At 74.5% G+C, this 16,066-nt stretch carries 16 protein-coding genes; 3 read left to right on the forward strand and 13 right to left on the reverse strand.

What is annotated here, in order from left to right:
- Positions 1-16: 16 nt before the first annotated feature.
- The 11 genes from ABGA99_RS24975 to ABGA99_RS25025 all read right to left on the reverse strand — a co-directional run bounded on the left by ABGA99_RS24975 (position 17) and on the right by ABGA99_RS25025 (position 12,442).
- Entirely contained in the window at positions 17-1,294 is a 1,278-nt protein-coding gene (locus ABGA99_RS24975; RefSeq protein WP_347583461.1) for a HAMP domain-containing sensor histidine kinase, read from the reverse strand.
- A complete protein-coding gene (locus ABGA99_RS24980) occupies positions 1,291-1,962 on the reverse strand; it encodes a response regulator transcription factor (protein WP_347575748.1) in 672 nt (223 codons plus the stop codon). The genes ABGA99_RS24975 and ABGA99_RS24980 overlap by 4 nt, the downstream gene beginning before the upstream one ends.
- A gap of 9 nt (positions 1,963-1,971) precedes the next feature.
- Positions 1,972-2,898 carry a trypsin-like peptidase domain-containing protein gene (locus ABGA99_RS24985; protein ID WP_347583462.1) on the reverse strand — a complete coding sequence of 309 codons (927 nt, stop codon included), beginning with the start codon at positions 2,896-2,898 and terminating at the stop codon, positions 1,972-1,974.
- 11 nt (positions 2,899-2,909) lie between these two features.
- Positions 2,910-3,860: a VWA domain-containing protein gene (locus ABGA99_RS24990; protein WP_347583463.1), complete on the reverse strand. Its 951-nt coding sequence runs from the start codon at positions 3,858-3,860 to the stop codon at positions 2,910-2,912.
- A gap of 541 nt (positions 3,861-4,401) precedes the next feature.
- Positions 4,402-5,361, reverse strand: coding sequence for a DUF58 domain-containing protein (locus ABGA99_RS24995; protein ID WP_347580810.1), 960 nt, complete (start codon positions 5,359-5,361; stop codon positions 4,402-4,404).
- Positions 5,358-6,437, reverse strand: coding sequence for an AAA family ATPase (locus ABGA99_RS25000; RefSeq protein WP_347580811.1), 1,080 nt, complete (start codon positions 6,435-6,437; stop codon positions 5,358-5,360). Before ABGA99_RS25000 ends, ABGA99_RS24995 begins: the two co-directional genes overlap by 4 nt.
- Positions 6,434-6,670: a hypothetical protein gene (locus ABGA99_RS25005; RefSeq protein ID WP_347580812.1), complete on the reverse strand. Its 237-nt coding sequence runs from the start codon at positions 6,668-6,670 to the stop codon at positions 6,434-6,436. Before ABGA99_RS25005 ends, ABGA99_RS25000 begins: the two co-directional genes overlap by 4 nt.
- Positions 6,671-6,948: 278 nt before the next feature.
- Positions 6,949-7,920: an aldo/keto reductase gene (locus tag ABGA99_RS25010; protein ID WP_347580813.1), complete on the reverse strand. Its 972-nt coding sequence runs from the start codon at positions 7,918-7,920 to the stop codon at positions 6,949-6,951.
- 119 nt (positions 7,921-8,039) lie between these two features.
- A complete protein-coding gene (gene argH, locus ABGA99_RS25015; protein WP_347580814.1) occupies positions 8,040-9,500 on the reverse strand; it encodes an argininosuccinate lyase in 1,461 nt (486 codons plus the stop codon).
- Positions 9,497-10,693, reverse strand: coding sequence for an argininosuccinate synthase (locus tag ABGA99_RS25020; RefSeq protein ID WP_347580815.1), 1,197 nt, complete (start codon positions 10,691-10,693; stop codon positions 9,497-9,499). Before ABGA99_RS25020 ends, argH begins: the two co-directional genes overlap by 4 nt.
- A 141-nt stretch (positions 10,694-10,834) precedes the next feature.
- A complete protein-coding gene (locus ABGA99_RS25025; protein WP_347580816.1) occupies positions 10,835-12,442 on the reverse strand; it encodes a DASS family sodium-coupled anion symporter in 1,608 nt (535 codons plus the stop codon).
- A gap of 84 nt (positions 12,443-12,526) precedes the next feature.
- Between ABGA99_RS25025 and ABGA99_RS25030 the strand changes: the two genes are divergently transcribed.
- The 3 genes from ABGA99_RS25030 to ABGA99_RS25040 all read left to right on the forward strand — a co-directional run bounded on the left by ABGA99_RS25030 (position 12,527) and on the right by ABGA99_RS25040 (position 14,845).
- A complete protein-coding gene (locus ABGA99_RS25030; protein WP_347580817.1) occupies positions 12,527-13,582 on the forward strand; it encodes a tartrate dehydrogenase in 1,056 nt (351 codons plus the stop codon).
- A gap of 103 nt (positions 13,583-13,685) precedes the next feature.
- Entirely contained in the window at positions 13,686-14,270 is a 585-nt protein-coding gene (locus ABGA99_RS25035) for a pyridoxamine 5'-phosphate oxidase family protein (RefSeq protein WP_347580818.1), read from the forward strand.
- A 20-nt stretch (positions 14,271-14,290) separates the two neighbouring features.
- Positions 14,291-14,845, forward strand: a complete 555-nt coding sequence (locus ABGA99_RS25040; protein WP_347580819.1) for a GNAT family protein — start codon at positions 14,291-14,293, stop codon at positions 14,843-14,845.
- A 21-nt stretch (positions 14,846-14,866) separates the two neighbouring features.
- Here ABGA99_RS25040 and ABGA99_RS25045 read toward each other — a convergent pair whose 3' ends face one another.
- Together ABGA99_RS25045 and ABGA99_RS25050 are read right to left on the reverse strand one after the other, a co-directional pair.
- Positions 14,867-15,427 carry a TetR family transcriptional regulator gene (locus ABGA99_RS25045; RefSeq protein ID WP_347580820.1) on the reverse strand — a complete coding sequence of 187 codons (561 nt, stop codon included), beginning with the start codon at positions 15,425-15,427 and terminating at the stop codon, positions 14,867-14,869.
- Positions 15,417-15,740, reverse strand: coding sequence for an SMR family transporter (locus ABGA99_RS25050; protein WP_347580821.1), 324 nt, complete (start codon positions 15,738-15,740; stop codon positions 15,417-15,419). Before ABGA99_RS25050 ends, ABGA99_RS25045 begins: the two co-directional genes overlap by 11 nt.
- Positions 15,741-16,066 lie beyond the last annotated feature (326 nt).

Raw genomic sequence — 16,066 nt, forward strand, 5'->3', positions numbered from 1 at the left:
CGCCGCCCCGCGGCGCCTACTTCACCAGCAGCTCCCCCGGCCCGTCGTCCTGCGCGCCGCGCATCTCCGCGGGCAGTCCGTCCGGCGGCCCGCCCGCGCCGCGCGCACCCGCCGCGGCGCCCACGTCGGGCAGCCACAGCACGAACGTGCTGCCCGCGCCCACCCGCGAGAACAGCCGCGGCCGACCGCCGTGCGACTCCACGATCTGCCGCACGATCGCCAGCCCCAGCCCCGCGTGCCGGTCCCGGGGCCGGCCCTCCTGGCCGGCCTCGCCGCGCCAGAACCGGTCGAAGACCCGGGCCTGCTCGCCCTCGCCGATGCCGGGGCCGGCGTCCTGCACGGCGATCCACAGCCAGCCCTCCGCGCGGCCGGCCGCGACCGTGATGCGGGTGCCGGCGGGGGCGAGGCGTACCGCGTTGGAGAGCAGGTTGCCGACGGCCCGGCGCAGCGCGTACGGGTCGCCGATCAGCACCAGGCCCTCGTCCAGCCGGCGCCGGATCACCAGGCCCCGTTCGGCGGCCACCGCCGCGAACTCCTCGCACGCCTCGTCCGCCACCGCCGCCAGGTCCACGTCCGCGTCGGCGAACGCGGTGGCCGACCGCCGCGCGGTGGCGAGCAGGTCCTCCACCAGCCGCGTCATCCGCGTCGTGGCCCGGTCGACCACGGCGACGGCCCGCCGGCGCTCCTCCGGCTCCGACTCCTCGACGGAGAGCACCGCGTCGAGGTTGGCCCGGATGATGGCCAGCGGGGTGCGCAGCTCGTGCGAGGCGTCGTCGACGAGCTGGCGCTGCGCGGCGAACGCGCCGTCGAGCCGGTCGAGCATCGAGTCGACGGTGTCGGCGACCATGCGCAGTTCGTCGCGCGGGCCGTCGAGCCGGATCCGGCGGGAGAGGTCGCTGCCGGCCTGGATCTCCTCGGCGGTGCGGGCGATGGCGCGGACGGGGCGCAGCGCCCGGCCGGAGAGCACCCAGCCGGTGCCGAGGCTGGCGACGGCCACGCCGCCCAGGACGGCGAACGAGAAGGTGCGCAGGTTGCCCAGCGTCTCGTAGTTGACGGCGGCCTCGACCTCCTCGGCCTTGACGACGTCGATCCGCCCGACCGCCACGCCGTCGATCTGCTTCTCGGCCTCCAGCTCCTTGCTGACCGGCCGGGCGTCTCCGCTGCGCTGCACCGCGACGTACGCGCCGCCGAGGACCAGCGCGGTCAGGCAGAACACCAGCACCGAGTACAGCACGGTGAGCCGGAAGCGGATGGTGTGGACGAACGCCGGGAGCGGCAGCCGGGGCCGCCTCACGGCGTCTCCTCCTTCAGCCGGTAGCCGTGCCGGATGACGGTCTCGATCAGCGGCTCGTCGGGGCCGGTGACCTTGCGGCGCAGCGAGCCGACGGTGACCCGCACGGTGTTGGTGAACGGGTCGGCGTTCTCGTCCCAGACGTGCTCCAGCAGTTCCTCGGCGGAGACGACGCGGCCGGGCCGGGTCATCAGGTAGTGCAGCACGCCGAACTCCTTGGGGGTCAGCCGCAGCGGGCGGCTGCCGCGGTACGCCTCGAACCTGGCGGTGTCCAGCCGCAGTTCGCCGACCTCCACGACGGAGGTGCCGCCCTCGTCGCGGCGCAGCAGGGCCCGTATCCGCGCCAGCAGCTCCGGCAGCGCGAACGGCTTGACGAGATAGTCGTCCGCACCCGCGTCGAGGCCGCGCACCCGGTCGGCGAGGCGGTCGCGCGCGGTGAGCATCAGGATCCGCGGGCCGCCGGGGGCCGCGCGTATCTCCCGGCAGACGGCGAGGCCGTCGCCGTCGGGCAGGGTGAGGTCCAGCAGCACCAGGTCGTACTCGTTGACCCCGAGCTTCTCCAGCGCGCCGTCCACGTCGGCGGCGGTGTCGACCGCGTACCCGGAGCGCACCAGCCCGACCCGGAGCGCGCCCACCAGGTCCTCTTCGTCCTCGACCACGAGTATCCGCATGACACGAACCTAATCGCCGTCGATGATCGAGTCCGCGGCCCGGACCGCGTCCTCCACGGGCACGGCGAAGCCGATGCCGATCGAGCCGCCGCTGCCCCGGCCCAGCGAGGCGATGGCGGTGTTGATGCCGACGACCCGGCCCCGGGCGTCGACCAGCGGGCCGCCGGAGTTGCCGGGGTTGATGGAGGCGTCCGTCTGCACGGCCCGCTGCTGTGCGCCGCCGCCGAGGGAGACCTCGCGGTCGACGGCGCTGACGATGCCGGAGGTGACGGTGCCGGACAGGCCCAGCGGCGAGCCGATGGCCAGCACCGAGTCGGCGACCGACAGGTCGGCGGAGCGGCCCATCGGCAGCGCGCGGGGGGCGTACGCGCCCGTCACCTCCAGCACCGCCACGTCCCGGCCGGTGTCGCGGCCCAGCACCTCGGCGTCGACCCGGCGCCCGCTGTGCAGCACCACGGTGGCGTCGGTGGCGGCGCCGACGACGTGGGCGTTGGTGAGGATCCGGCCGCGGTCGTCGAAGACGAAGCCGGAGCCCTGCCGTTCGCCCGCCTGTACGGACACCACGCTGGGCAGCACCCGGGCGGCCACGCTGTCGAGGCCGCCCGGGTTCCGCCCGGCGGCGGCCGGTGGTGCGCCGGCCGCCGCCTCCTCACCGCCCCCGGGGCCGCGTATCTCGCCGGCGGCGAACCCGGCCGCGCCGCCGGCGAGGACTGCGGCGACGACGGCGACGGCCAGGGCCCGGTTCGCCGCACGGCGGGGCGCCGGGGGCGGGGTCGGGGTTGGGTGGGGGGTGGGGACGCGGGACGGGGACGCCGGCGGCACGGGCCCGGCGGGCGGGGGCCCGCCCGCGGGCCGCGGGGCGGCGGCGCCGGAGCGGTCGCCGGTGGTGAACGCGGGGCCGCGGGGCTCGCCGAGGCCGGGACGGGCGTGGGTCACGGTCGTTCTCCTCACGGTAGGCGCGAGAACCACAGCAGGGACGTGGCCGCGGCCAGCAGCGCGGCGATCAGCGCGGCGGCGACGAACCACTGCCAGATCTCGCGCTCCTCGGTGCGGTAGCCGACGGAGCTGCCGATGTCCTCGTACACGGCCTCCAACTCCTCGCCGGAGGCGGCCTCGTGGAACGCGCCGCCGGTCGCGGTGGCCAGTTCCTCCAGCGCGGGCGCGTCGACCGGCACGGGCACGCTCTGCCCGCCGGCCAGGTCGATGGTGCCGCCCTCGGTGCCGTACGCGATCGTGGACACCGGGATCCCGGCCGCGGCCGCCTCCTCGGCGGCGGCGGGCGTGGCGCGGCCGGTGGTGTTCTGCCCGTCGGAGAGCAGCACCACGTGCGCGGGCGGCGGTTCGCGCTCGGCCTGTTCGTCGAGCGTGCGGATCGCCTCGGCGGAGGAGAACACCGCCTCGCCGATCGCCGTGCCCTGCCGGGTGTCCAGCCGGTCGAGCGCACGGCGCATGGCCTCGCGGTCGGTGGTCGGCGGCAGTGCGACGGCGGAGGTGCCGCTGAAGGTGACGAGCCCGACGTTGAACCGCTCGGGCAGCTCGGTCACGAACGTCTGGGCGGCGTCCTGCGCGGCGGTGAACCGCGACGGCTGCACGTCGGTGGCCCGCATCGAGGCGGACACGTCCAGCGCGACCACGATGGTCGCCCGCTCCCGCGGCACCTCGGTCTCGGCGGTGGGCCGGGCGAAGCCGACGATGAGCAGCCCGGCCATGGCGCAGAACGCGGTGGCCGGCACGTGCCGGCGCCAGCCGGGGCGGCGGGGCATGACCTTGTCGAGCAGGTCGACGTTGGTGAACCGCACGGCGTAGCGGCTGCGCCGGGCCTGCATGACGACGTAGGCGACGACGAGGGCGGCGAGCGGCACGAGCAGCGCGAGCCACCCGGGCGAGGCGAGACTCATGCGCGACCTCCGAGGCAGCGGCGCGTACGGGACCGGAGCGGGCGGGTGCGGCCGAGGGCGCACGCGCCGGACGCGGGGCCGCCGCCGAAGAGGTGGGCGCCGGGCGTGGCAGCGGCGGCCGCGGGGTCGCCGGTGTGCCGCTGCGGGCGGATACCGGGTGCCCTGCCCCGTGTGCCGTACGGGTGAGGGCCGGGCCCGCGAACCCGGCGTGCGGGCACGGCGGTTCCCGTGCCGGTGCGGTTCCGGCCCGCCGGGTGCCGGCTGTCCTCGCGGCGCGGCGGGCGACGGGGGCACGGGCCCCGCCCGGCCCGGGACGACGGCGCCCCCGGCACCGTGGCGGACCGGGCCCGGCCGGGAGCCGGACCGGAGGGTGTGCCCCACCGCTCCTCCCCCGGCCCTGCGCCGCGTAGCACGCGACGTCCCGCACCCGGTCGCCGCCCGTGCCCGGCCCCGGCGGCCGCACCCGCGGCCCGCAGCACCAGGCCCGACGGGCCGTCCTGGGCCACCGCGGAACCGGGACTGCCGGGAGCCGGACCGGAGGTCATGCCGCACCGCCCGTCCCGCGGCGCTGCGCCGCCGCGTAGCGCGCGATGTCCCGGACCCAGTCGCGGTCCGTACGCAGCCGCAGCCGCGCCGCGCCCGCGGCCCGCAGGGCCCGGCCGATCGCCGCGCGCTGCTCCGCCGCCGCGGCCGCGTACCGCTCCCGCAGCCGCTTGGAGTACGTCGGGATCTCCCGGCGCCGCCCCGACTCCGGGTCCACGACGGTCAGCAGCCCCACCGGGGGCAGCTCCAGCTCCCGGGGGTCGACGACCTCGACGGCCAGGACCTGGTGCCGCCGGGCCAGGGCCCGCAGCGGCTGCTCCAAGCCCGGTTCGAGGAAGTCGGAGACGACGGCGACCAGTCCGCGGCGGCGCTCCGCGCGCTGCAGCGCGGCCACCGCCCCGGCGAGGGTGTGGGTCTGCGGCCCGGCGGGCACGCGGGGCCGTTCGAGCGCGGTGCGCAGCACCCGCATCAGGTGCCGCCGCCCGCTGCGGGCGGGGATGCGCTCGATGCCGTCGGGGCAAACGAGCTGGGCGCCGAGCCGGTTGCCGGCGCGTTCGGTGAGGAACGCGACGGCCGCGGCGGCGCCGACGGCGAGGTCCCGCTTCTCCATCCGGCCGGTGCCGAAGTCCATGCTGGCGCTGGCGTCGAGGACGATCCAGGTGGTCAGTTCGCGGTCCGCGAGGGTCATCCGCACGTGCGGCACGGTGGTGCGCGCGGTGGCGTTCCAGTCCATGCGGCGTACGTCGTCGACACCCGGGGCGTACAGGCGGCTCTCGTCCGGCTCGCCGCCGGGGCCGGGGACGAGGGCGGTGTGGTCGCCCTGGAGGAGGCCGTCGGGGCGGCGGGCGAAGAGGAGCCGCAGGTGCGTGAGCGCCTGTTCCGGGGCGAGTTCGCCCAGCGACGGAGAGCCGGGTACGCCCGGGGCCGTGGCGCCTGCCGCCCTGCCCGGCGCGCTCATGCCGCCCTCCCGGGCTTCCCGGCGCTCGCGGCGTCGGCGAGAGCGCCGGCCGCCGCGTCCTCCGCCTGGTGCGGCGTGACGCGCGGCTGCGGTACGGCGGCCAGCACCTCGTCGACGACCGACTCGGGCGTGATGCCGTCGGCCAGGGCGTCGAAGGAGAGCACCAGCCGGTGGGCGATGACCTCGTGGGCGAGTGCCGCGATGTCGGCGGGCAGCACGTACTCGCGGCCGCGCAGCAGCGCCAGCGCCCGCGCCGCCGCCACCAGGCCGAGCGTGGCCCGCGGCCCCGCACCGTACGCGAGCCGCCCGCCGCCGGCGGCGTCGCCGCGGGCGGCGAGTTCGCGGGTGGCGAGGACGAGGCGTACGGCGTACTGCGCGAGGGCGTGGTGGACGAACACCTCGTCGGCGCGCCGCTGGAGGGCCGCGAGGGTGTGCGGCGCGAGCACCCGCCGGGCGGCGGGCGGGTCCACGCTCATCCGGTAGAGGATCGCCAGCTCCTCGTCCTCGGTGGGCGCGGAGACGTCGACCTTGAGCAGGAAGCGGTCGCGCTGGGCCTCGGGCAACTGGTAGACGCCCTCGGACTCGATGGGGTTCTGGGTGGCCAGGACGAGGAACGGCTCGGGCATGGGGATGGTCCGGCCGCCGATGCTGACCTGCCGCTCGGCCATGACTTCGAGCAGGGCGGACTGGACCTTGGCGGGGGCGCGGTTGATCTCGTCGGCGAGCACGAAGTTGGCGGCGACCGGCCCGGGTTCGACGCTGAAGGACTCGCTGGAGGGCCGGTAGATGCGGGTGCCGGTGATGTCGGACGGCACCAGGTCGGGGGTGAACTGGATGCGGTGGAACGTGCCGCCCGACACGGTCGCCAGGGTGGCCGCCGCCAGCGTCTTGGCGACGCCGGGCACGCCCTGGAGCAGGCAGTGCCCGCGGGCGAGCACGGCGGTCAGCAGCCGCTCGACCATCCGGTCCTGGCCGACGATCACCCGCTTGACCTCGAAGAGCGCCTGTTCCAGGAGTGCCGTCCCGGGGCCCGGCACGGCGGCGGGCCCCGGTCCCGCGGGGGTGGTGGTGGTCACAGGTCGCCCGCGTTCTCGGCGGCGCCCGAGGGCGCCTCGGAACCGCCCTTGTCCGGGCAGTCCTCGTGCGTGCCGGCCTGGGCGCCGGCCTGCTCGCGGTCCTCGTTGACCACGAGCCGTACCTCGGGCTTCTCGTCGCCGCGGTCGAGCGCGGCGGACGCGCCGGTGGCCAGGCCGGCCACGGCGAACACGGCGGCACCGGCGACCGAAAGCCTGCGTATACGACGGGACATCGGGGTCTCCTCCGTCAGACGACTGCGTTACCGCATGTCATCACCGGGAGGCGAAAATCCCCTTAAAGCCGCCGCGGGTCAGGCCCTGGGGACGGCCGCAGCGGGCCCGGAGCGTCGCCGGTCCCGCGTCGTCCGCGGGCAGGGTGGGCGGGCGCTCCGGTGGGCGACGCGATCGCGAGGCGGGAGGCAGGAGGCGGGCGGGACGTCCGCGGCTCGGGCCGCCTCTTCGGCCCGATCGCGACGACGGTCACGGCTCAGGCGGGGAGCGACGGCGGGGCCTACGACCAGGGGGTCTCGGCGCGCCGCCGCCAGTAGTCGGCGGCGGGCTCGGCGAGGGCGGCGAGGCGTTCGTCCTGCGCGGGGTCGAGGTCGACGGCGGCGGCGGCGAGGTTGGAGTGCAGTTGCGCGGCGGTGGCGGCGCCGGAGAGCACGACGCCCGCCCACGGCTGGCGCAGCACGGCGGCGAGCGCGACGGCGTCGGGCTCCGCGCCGCACTCGGCGGCGACGGCGCGCAGTTCGGCGGGCGCGTCGGCGCCGGCCAGCCGGCCGTTCGCCAGGCCCTCCTTGACGATCACCGTCAGCCCGGCGTCGTGCGCCTCGGCCAGCGCCTCGCCGACCGCGGGCTCCAGCACGTTGTACGTGCTCTGCACGGTGTCGAACAGCCGCTCGCCGTCGACGGTGACCTCCAGCGCGGCGCGTACGGCCGCGGCCTGCTCGGGGCCGCTGGTCGAGAAGCCGACCGTGACGCCGTCCGCGGCGAGGGCGGCGAGGCGCGCGTGCAGGTCGGTGTCGGTCAGCGCCGGGCTGTCGGGGGTGAGGGAGTGGATCTGGTAGAGGTCGAGGCGGTCGCCGAGGAGTTCCGCGGACTCCTCGCGCTGCCGGTCGTAGGCGTCGAGGCCGTGGTCCTTGACCTCGTGCACCTCGGCGTCCGCGCGCCAGTCGCCGACGTACGCGTAGCCCCACTTGCTGCCCACGACCGCGTCCCGGGCGTCGGGGTGCTGCCTCAGCCAGTCGGCGAGGAACTCCTCCGCGCGGCCGTAGGAGCGGGCGGCGTCGAAGTACCGCACGCCCTGGGCGTAGGCGGCGTCCAGCAGCTCGTGGGTGCGGGCGCGCATGTCCTCGACGCCGCGCCCGGCGGGGAGGTCGCCGGCGCGTCCGGTGGTGAGGTAGGCGGGGCGGCCCACGGCGGCGAGACCGAACCCGATGTGGGCGGCGGGCGTCGTCACTGCGGTCAGTCGGTCGAACGCCATCGCGGGCTCCCTGCGTCCTCGGTGCGGCTGTCAGGCCCGTCCACCGTAGAAGACGGGCCCCGCCCCGGGCAGCCCGACACGGCATTGTGCCGCGCCGCGCCGCCGCCGCGTCCGCTGCGTTACGCCGCGGGCCCCGCCTGCCGCGTCGCCGCCGCCCACCGCACCTGCGCCGCCACGTCCGCCTTGACCTCCGCGAGCTGCACCGCGACCGCCGCCGGGGCGGTGCCGCCGCGGGCGTCGCGCGCGGCGAGCGCGCCGGGGACGGTGAGCACCGTCCGTACCTCGGGCGTCAGATGCGGGGAGACCTTCGCGAACTGCTCGTCCGTGAGCTGGTCCAGCTCGATGCCCTCGGCCTCGCAGACCTTGACGCACTCCCCCGCGCTCTCGTGCGCGACGCGGAACGGCACGCCCTGCTTGACCAGCCACTCGGCGATGTCGGTGGCCAGCGAGAAGCCCGCCGGGGCCAGTTCCTCCAGCCGCTCCCGGTTGACCGTGAGCGTGGCCATCATGCCGGTGAACGCGGGCAGGAGGACCTCCAGGGTGTCGACGGAGTCGAAGACCGGCTCCTTGTCCTCCTGCAGATCCCGGTTGTACGCGAGCGGGAGCGCCTTCAGCGTCGCCATCAGCCCGGTGAGGTTGCCGATCAGCCGGCCCGACTTGCCGCGCGCCAGCTCGGCGATGTCCGGGTTCTTCTTCTGCGGCATGATCGAACTGCCGGTCGAGAAGGAGTCGTGCAGGGTGACGAAGGAGAACTCCTTCGTGGCCCACAGGATGACCTCTTCCGCGATGCGCGAGATGTCGACGCCGATCATCGCGGTGACGAACGCGAACTCCGCGGCGAAGTCCCGGGCGGCCGTGCCGTCGATGGAGTTGCCCGACGAGCCGCGCTCGAAGCCCAGCTCAGCGGCGACGGCCTCGGGGTCCAGACCCAGCGAGGAGCCGGCGAGCGCGCCGGACCCGTACGGCGAGACGGCCGTGCGCTCGTCCCACTGCCGCAGCCGCTCGCCGTCCCGGGAGAGCGCCTGGGCGTGTGCGAGCACGTGGTGGGCGAAGAGGACGGGCTGCGCGTGCTGCAGGTGCGTACGGCCCGGCATGGCGACGTCCGGGTGCGCCTCGGCGAGGGAGACGAGGGCCTCCTGCAGCTCGGCGAGGAGGCCGCCGAGGGTGCGGGCGTGGTCGCGCAGGTACATCCGGAAGAGGGTCGCCACCTGGTCGTTGCGGGACCGGCCGGCGCGCAGCTTGCCGCCGAGCTCGGGGCCGAGCCGCTCCAGCAGGCCGCGTTCGAGCGCGGTGTGCACGTCCTCGTCGGCGATGGTGGCGGTGAACACCCCGGTCGCGACGTCCGTCTCCAGGTGGTCGAGCCCGGCGAGCATCCGCGTCAGCTCGTCCGCCGTCAGCAGCCCGGCCCGGGCCAGCACCCGCGCGTGCGCGCGGGAGCCGGCGATGTCGTACGGCGCGAGCCGCATGTCGAAGTGGACGGAGGCGGAGAGCCGCTCCAGCGCCGCGGCGGGGCCGTCGGCGAACCGGCCGCCCCAGAGCTTCACGTCCTGCGGCGCCGTGCCCTCGGTGCCGTCGCTCACCGGGCGAGGTCCCGGCCGGCCGCGATCTTCGAGGACAGGCCGAAGATCTCGATGAAGCCCTTGGACATCGACTGGTCGAAGGTGTCGCCCGTGTCGTACGTCGCGAGGTTGAAGTCGTACAGCGAGGCGGGCGAGCGCCGGCCGGTGACGACGGCCCTGCCGCCGTGCAGCGTCATCCGGATCTCGCCGGTGACGTGCTCGTTCGCCTCCTGGATAAAGCCGTCCAGGGCCCGCTTGAGCGGCGAGAACCACAGGCCGTCGTAGACCAGCTCGCCCCACCGCTGCTCGACCTGCCGCTTGTAGCGCGCCAGCTCCCGCTCGACGGTGACGTTCTCCAGCTCCTGGTGGGCGGTGATCAGCGCGATGGCGCCGGGCGCCTCGTAGACCTCCCGGGACTTGATGCCCACGAGCCGGTCCTCGACCATGTCGATCCGGCCCACGCCCTGCGCCCCGGCGCGCTCGTTGAGCTGCTGGACGGCCTGCAGCACGGTGACGGGGCGGCCGTCGAGCGCCACGGGCACGCCGCGCTCGAAGGTGATGACGACCTCATCGGCCTCGCGGGCCACGGCGGGGTTCTGGGTGTACTCGTAGACGTCCTCGATCGGGGCGTTCCAGATGTCCTCCAGGAAGCCGGTCTCGACGGCCCGGCCGAAGACGTTCTGGTCGATCGAGTACGGCGACTTCTTGGTGGTCGCGATGGGCAGGCCCTTCTCCTCGCAGAAGGCGATGGCCTTGTCCCGGGTCATGGCGTAGTCCCGGACGGGGGCGATGCACTTCAGGCCCGGGGCCAGGGAGGAGATGCCGGCCTCGAAGCGGACCTGGTCGTTGCCCTTGCCGGTGCAGCCGTGGGCGACGGTGCCGGCGCCGTGCTTCTGGGCGGCGGCGACGAGGTGCTTGACGATGGTGGGCCGGGAGAGCGCGGAGACCAGCGGGTAGCGGTCCATGTACAGGGCGTTGGCCTTGATCGCCGGGAGGCAGTACTCGTCGGCGAACTCGTCCCTGGCGTCGGCGACCTCGGCCTCCACGGCGCCGCAGGCCAGCGCGCGCTTGCGGATCACGTCGAGGTCCTCGCCGCCCTGGCCGACGTCCACGGCGACGGCGATGACCTCGGCACCCGTCTCCGCGGCGATCCAGCCGATGGCGACGGAGGTGTCCAGGCCGCCCGAGTAGGCGAGTACGACGCGCTCGGTCACGGGAGTCTCCTTAGGATGCATACACTGACCGGAATAAGTATGCAGCACTCCGTATGGTTCGTCAAAACGCCGCGCGTACGGCGGGTCGCCCGGCCGGAGGACCGCGCCTCCGGCCGGGCGGTACGGGCCCGGGAAGCCCCGCTAGCCGATGCCGGTGACCGCGACCATCAGCGGCAGCCCCAGGATGATCAGGATCACGCCGAGGACGTCGAAGCCCGCGCCGGAGCGGATCATCGTGGTGATCGGCACGACGCCGGAGCCGTAGGCGATGGCGTTCTGCGGCGTCGAGACCGGCAGCATGAAGCCGAAGGACGCGGCGAAGGTCGCGGCCAGCGCCGGGACGAAGGGATCGACCTCGGCGGCCATCGCGATCGGGATGATGATGGGCACCACCACCGCCGCGGAGGCCGTGTTGCTCGTCGTCTCCGAGACGATCACCGCCAGCACCGCCGCGAAGACCGTGATGGTGAAGACGCTGGAGAAGCCGAGCAGGTCGTTGGACTCCTTGCCGATGGTCTCGGCCAGGCCGGTGTCGGCGAGCAGCGAGCCGAAGATGATGCCGGTGCCGAAGAGCAGGATCGTGCCCCAGTCGATGCGGGCCGCGTCGCTCCAGTTGAGGGTGGACTCGCGGCGCGCCCAGTTCGTCGGCAGGATGAACAGCAGCGCGGCGCCGAGCACGGCCACGATGCCCTCGTCGAGCCGGTCGCTGACGGTGGTGTACGCGGACGCCTCGGTGCCCACGGCGAGCGCGACGATGCCCGGGGTGATCCACAGCGCCACGGTGATGCCGAAGGCGATCAGCGTGTTCCACTCCGCCCGCGAGAACGTGCCGAGCGCGGCGCGCTGGTCGCGTACGTACTCCTCCACGCCCTCGATCCGCCGGATCTCCGGTTTGTTGAGCAGCAGCAGGACGATGACGAGGATCACGAACATGCAGGCGCACAGCGGCAGCGCGGTTGCCGTCCACTCGGCGAAGGAGATCTTCTCGCCGGTGGCCTCCTCGATGAGGCCGCGGCCGATGAGGTTCGGCGGGCTGCCGACCGGGGTGAGCAGGCCGCCGACGCTGGCGCCGTAGGCGAGCATGAGCACCAGTGCGGCCCCGATGCGCAGCCGCGTGGGGTCGAAGTCCTGCTCCACCAGGCCGCGGTCCTGGAGCATCTTGGCGATCACGGTGAGGATCCCGAGCGCGGTGGGCAGCAGCATCGCCACCGTCGCGGTGTTGGAGACGAACGCCGACAGCAGGCAGGTGATCACACCGAAGGCGGCGATCAGCCGGAACGTCGAGCGGCCCACGCCTGGCAGGCCCAGGATCCAGAACGCGAACCGCCGGGCCACGCCGTGCTTGAGCATCGCCTGGGCGAGGATGAACGCGCCGATGAAGGTGAAGATCGTGGAGGAGCCGAAGGGCGCCAGCGCGTCGTCCGGCGGCACCACGCCGAGGACGACGATCGCGCCGACGCCTATGAGCCCGCCCACCGGGATCGGCACGGGCTCGGTGACCCACAGCACGATGACGCCGAGCAGGATGCCGGCCAGCGTCTGCTGGCTCGACGCCATGTCCAGCGGAAGCGCGAGAAAAATGACGGAGACCAGCGGGGCCAGCCAGAACCCGGTGGTCCGCCGCCCCCGTTCGAACTTCTCCTCCTGCGGCGAGAGTCTCTGCTCACCGAGGCTGCGGTACGTCGCATGGCCGAGCAGTGCCTGCTCGACGTCGGTCCTGGTACGTGGCGCCGTGGCGTCGGACTTCATCGTCCCCTCCGGATAACCGTGCTCTGGCTTACATTCAGGGCTGCTCCGTAAGGTGGGGCACAACTCGGCTGAGGGGAAGGGGTCATGACAACACATCGGATCGCGGTCATCCCCGGCGACGGCATCGGGCAGGAGGTCACGCCCGCCGCGCTGGAGGTGCTGGACGCCGTCGGACGGCGGCACGGAGTGGAGTTCGCGTACACCCGCCTCGACTGGTCCTGCGCCCGCTACCAGCGCGAAGGCGCGATGATGCCGGAGGACGGCATCGAGCGGCTGCGCGCGTACGACGCGGTGTTCCTGGGCGCCGTGGGCGCGCCGGACGTGCCGGACCACATCTCCCTGTGGGGACTGCTCATCCCCATCCGCCGGGCCTTCCGGCAGTATGTGAACCTCCGGCCCGTGCGGGTCTTCGAGGGCATGGAGAGCCCGCTGCGCGGCGCCCGGCCCGGCGACGTCGACCTGGTCGTGGTGCGCGAGAACACCGAGGGCGAGTACAGCGAGATCGGCGGCCGGCTGCACCGCGGCTTCCCGGAGGAGATGGCCGTGCAGGAGGCGGTCTTCACCCGGGCCGGTGTCACCCGCGTCCTGGACTACGCCTTCGGCCTCGCCGGCCGCCGCACCGGCCGGCTCACCTCGGCGACCAAGTCCAACGGCATCGTGCACACCATGCCGTTCTGGGACGAGATGGTGCGCGAACGGGCCGCGGAGCACCCGAAGGTGGCGTGGGACCAGGAGCACATCGACGCGCTGTGCGCCAAGGTCGTCCTCGACCCCGGGCGGTTCGACGTGATCGTCGCCTCCAATCTCTTCGGCGACATCCTCAGCGACCTCACCGCCGCCGTCGCCGGCTCCATCGGCATCGCCCCGTCGGCGAACCTCAACCCCGAGGGCACCTACCCCTCGATGTTCGAGCCGGTGCACGGCTCCGCGCCGGACATCGCGGGGCGCGGGATCGCCGATCCGATCGGCGCCATCTGGTCGGCGGCGCTGATGCTCGACCACCTCGGCCACGAGCGGGCCGGTGCGGAGGTGGTCGGCGCCATCGCCGCGACGCTCGCCGGCACCGACGTCCGCACCCCGGACCTGGGGGGCTCGGCGAGCACCGAGGAGTTCACCCGTACGGTGATCACACGGCTGTGACGACGCGCGGCGCCGTGGCACGGTGACGCCGCGGGACGCGGTACGCGGTCTCGCACTGCGAAACTCCGCGCGCCGCGGCCGTACCGCGCCCCACACTCGGCGCATGGGGAAAACCTACGAACGCATCGACGGCCGGCTGCGCGCCTTCATCGAGGCGCAGCACATGTTCTTCACGGCGACCGCGCCGCTGGCGGCGGACGGCACCGTGAACCTCTCGCCGAAGGGGCTGACGGGCTCGTTCGCCGTCCTCGACGAGCGCACCGTGGCGTACCTCGACTTCGCCGGCAGCAACGCCGAGACCGTCGCGCACCTGCGGGAGAACGGCAGGATCACGCTGATGTGGTGCGCCTTCGAGGGCCCGCCGAACATCGTGCGGGTGCACGGCAGCGGTGAGGCCGTCTTCCGCGACGACCCCCGCTTCCCCGCCCTGCTCGGGCACTTCCCCGCCGTCGACCCGTCCCGGCACGGACTGCGGGCGGTCGTCGTCGTGACCGCCGAACTGATCCGCGACACCTGCGGCTACGCTGTGCCTTTCATGACCTACGAAGCCGACCGCGACCTGCACGGCCGGCGCTTCGCACGGGAGGACGACGCCGGGCTGGACGCGTACTTCCGCAAGAAGGAGCACATCGCGGCCAGCATCGACGGGCTGCCCGGGCTTCCGCTGCCGCTGCCACCCACCCCGTGACCGAGAAAAGAGCCGCACCGATGCTGAGCACACCCCTGGCCGAAGGCGCGGAACTGACCACGCTGGAGCCGTGGCAGGCCGCGGAGCTCGCCGCGTTCACCGACCGCAACCGGGCGCACCTGGAGCCGTGGCTGCCCTGGGCGCACGACGTCACCGACGAGGAGACCGCCCGCCGCTTCCTCCAGGCGTACGCCGACAAGCAGGCCCGCGACACCGGCCGGATGTTCGCCATCCGGCTGGACGGCGAGCTGGTCGGCGGCATGATCTACCGGCTCTTCAGCCCCGAGCAGGGCTCCTGCGAGCTGGGCGCCTGGCTGGCGCCCGAGGCGCAGGGCCGGGGGCTGGTCACCGAGGCCTCCCGCCGGATGATCGAGTGGGCGGTGGACGTGCGCGGCCTGTCCCGCGTGGAGTGGCTGGTCGACCCGGCGAACAAGGCCAGCATCGCGGTCGCCAAGCGTCTGGGCATGAGCCACGAGGGCACGCTGCGCAGCCTGTTCGAGATGGCCGGCGAGCGGCACGACCTGGAGGTCTGGGCGCTGCTCGGCCAGGAGTGGCGGGAGGCCGGGGGCAGGTGAGCCCGGCCGCACCGCCGCGGCTCAGCGGCGGTGCAGTACGTGGTCGACGACCCGCTGGATCTCGGCTGCGGTCAGCGGCTCGTCGCGCAGCAGCGACTGCAGGCTGAGCCCGTCGAGCGCGGCCGAGAACGCGGCGATGGCGACCGGATCGGCGGTGAACCGGCCGGCGATCTCGGCCAGCAGGTCGTGCCAGCGGCCCAGGACGGGGCGCAGTTCGGGGTGGCGGGCGGCGTAGAGGTACAGGTCGAACTCCGCGGCGCAGCGCGCGCCGTGCTCGTCCAGATACGCCGCCAGGTACCGCCCCAGATCGGCGGTGCCGTACGACTCGGGCAGCGCGCCGGCCAGCGCGGTCGCGTAGGCGTCGACGCTGTCACTGAGCGCGGCGGCCAGCAGGTCGGCGACGGCCGGGAAGTGGTACGTGGCCACCGACTTGGGCACGCCCGCCTCGGCGGCGACGGCCCGGTGCGTCACGGCGGCGACGCCGCCGCGGCCGATGACGCGGACCGTGGCCGCGAGCAGCAGCCGCCGCCGCTCCTGCCCGCGCTGTACGCGCCCGTCCACGGCGCCGGGCTCAGTGCGCACCGCCGGCCTCCAGCGCGACGACGCCCGCGGCCACCAGCACCAGCCCGCCGATCTGCACCCCCGTGAGCCCGTCGCCGAGGAACGCCGCGCCGATCAGCGCCACCAGCGCGACGCCGGCGGCGGCCCAGATGCCGTAGGCGATGCCGATGGACATGCCGCGCTTGAGCACCAGGCTGAGGAGGGTGAAGGCGGTGAGGTACCCGAGGACGACGACGATCGACGGGAGGATCTTCGAGAAGCCCTCCGAGAGCCGTAGCGAGACGGTCGCGGTCACCTCGCTGAGGATGGCACCGATCAGCAGCACGTAGGTCATCGTCCGCCCTTCCCTATCCCGGGAAAACTAGCTGGACATCTGTCCAGGTTTTTCAGTGTACGGTACCGCCGCGGCGCCCGGTGGGCTGCCCTGGCCGTGCCGCTGCTCGCGGGCGGGCGTCCCCCACCCCGCCCCTCCCCGAACCGGGGCTGCGCCCCGGACCCCCTGGGCCGGCACCGCTCGCGGTCGTGCTCCGGATCCCCGGGGCTGCGCCTCGGGGCTGAGCCCTGGGCTGGGCCCCGGAATTCCGCGGGCCTGTGTCCCCGGGTCCTCCCTGGGCTGCGTCCCGGGCCCGCTCGGCTACGCCCTCGATCTCCTCCGCGCTG

It is taken from the genome of Streptomyces sp. B5E4 (assembly GCF_039871555.1).
Classification (GTDB): domain Bacteria; phylum Actinomycetota; class Actinomycetes; order Streptomycetales; family Streptomycetaceae; genus Streptomyces.

Bases quoted from the DNA above. Each gene is read 5' to 3' on its own strand.
- ABGA99_RS24980 (WP_347575748.1), bottom strand. From the start codon at position 1,962: ATGCGGATACTCGTGGTCGAGGACGAAGAGGACCTGGTGGGCGCGCTC.
- ABGA99_RS25050 (WP_347580821.1), bottom strand. From the start codon at position 15,740: ATGACCTACGTGCTGCTGATCGGTGCCATCCTCAGCGAGGTGACCGCG.
- ABGA99_RS24995 (WP_347580810.1), bottom strand. From the start codon at position 5,361: ATGAGCGCGCCGGGCAGGGCGGCAGGCGCCACGGCCCCGGGCGTACCC.
- ABGA99_RS25010 (WP_347580813.1), bottom strand. From the start codon at position 7,920: ATGGCGTTCGACCGACTGACCGCAGTGACGACGCCCGCCGCCCACATC.
- ABGA99_RS25025 (WP_347580816.1), bottom strand. From the start codon at position 12,442: ATGAAGTCCGACGCCACGGCGCCACGTACCAGGACCGACGTCGAGCAG.
- ABGA99_RS25035 (WP_347580818.1), top strand. From the start codon at position 13,686: ATGGGGAAAACCTACGAACGCATCGACGGCCGGCTGCGCGCCTTCATC.
- ABGA99_RS24990 (WP_347583463.1), bottom strand. From the start codon at position 3,860: ATGAGTCTCGCCTCGCCCGGGTGGCTCGCGCTGCTCGTGCCGCTCGCC.
- ABGA99_RS25005 (WP_347580812.1), bottom strand. From the start codon at position 6,670: ATGTCCCGTCGTATACGCAGGCTTTCGGTCGCCGGTGCCGCCGTGTTC.
- ABGA99_RS25040 (WP_347580819.1), top strand. From the start codon at position 14,291: ATGCTGAGCACACCCCTGGCCGAAGGCGCGGAACTGACCACGCTGGAG.
- ABGA99_RS25030 (WP_347580817.1), top strand. From the start codon at position 12,527: ATGACAACACATCGGATCGCGGTCATCCCCGGCGACGGCATCGGGCAG.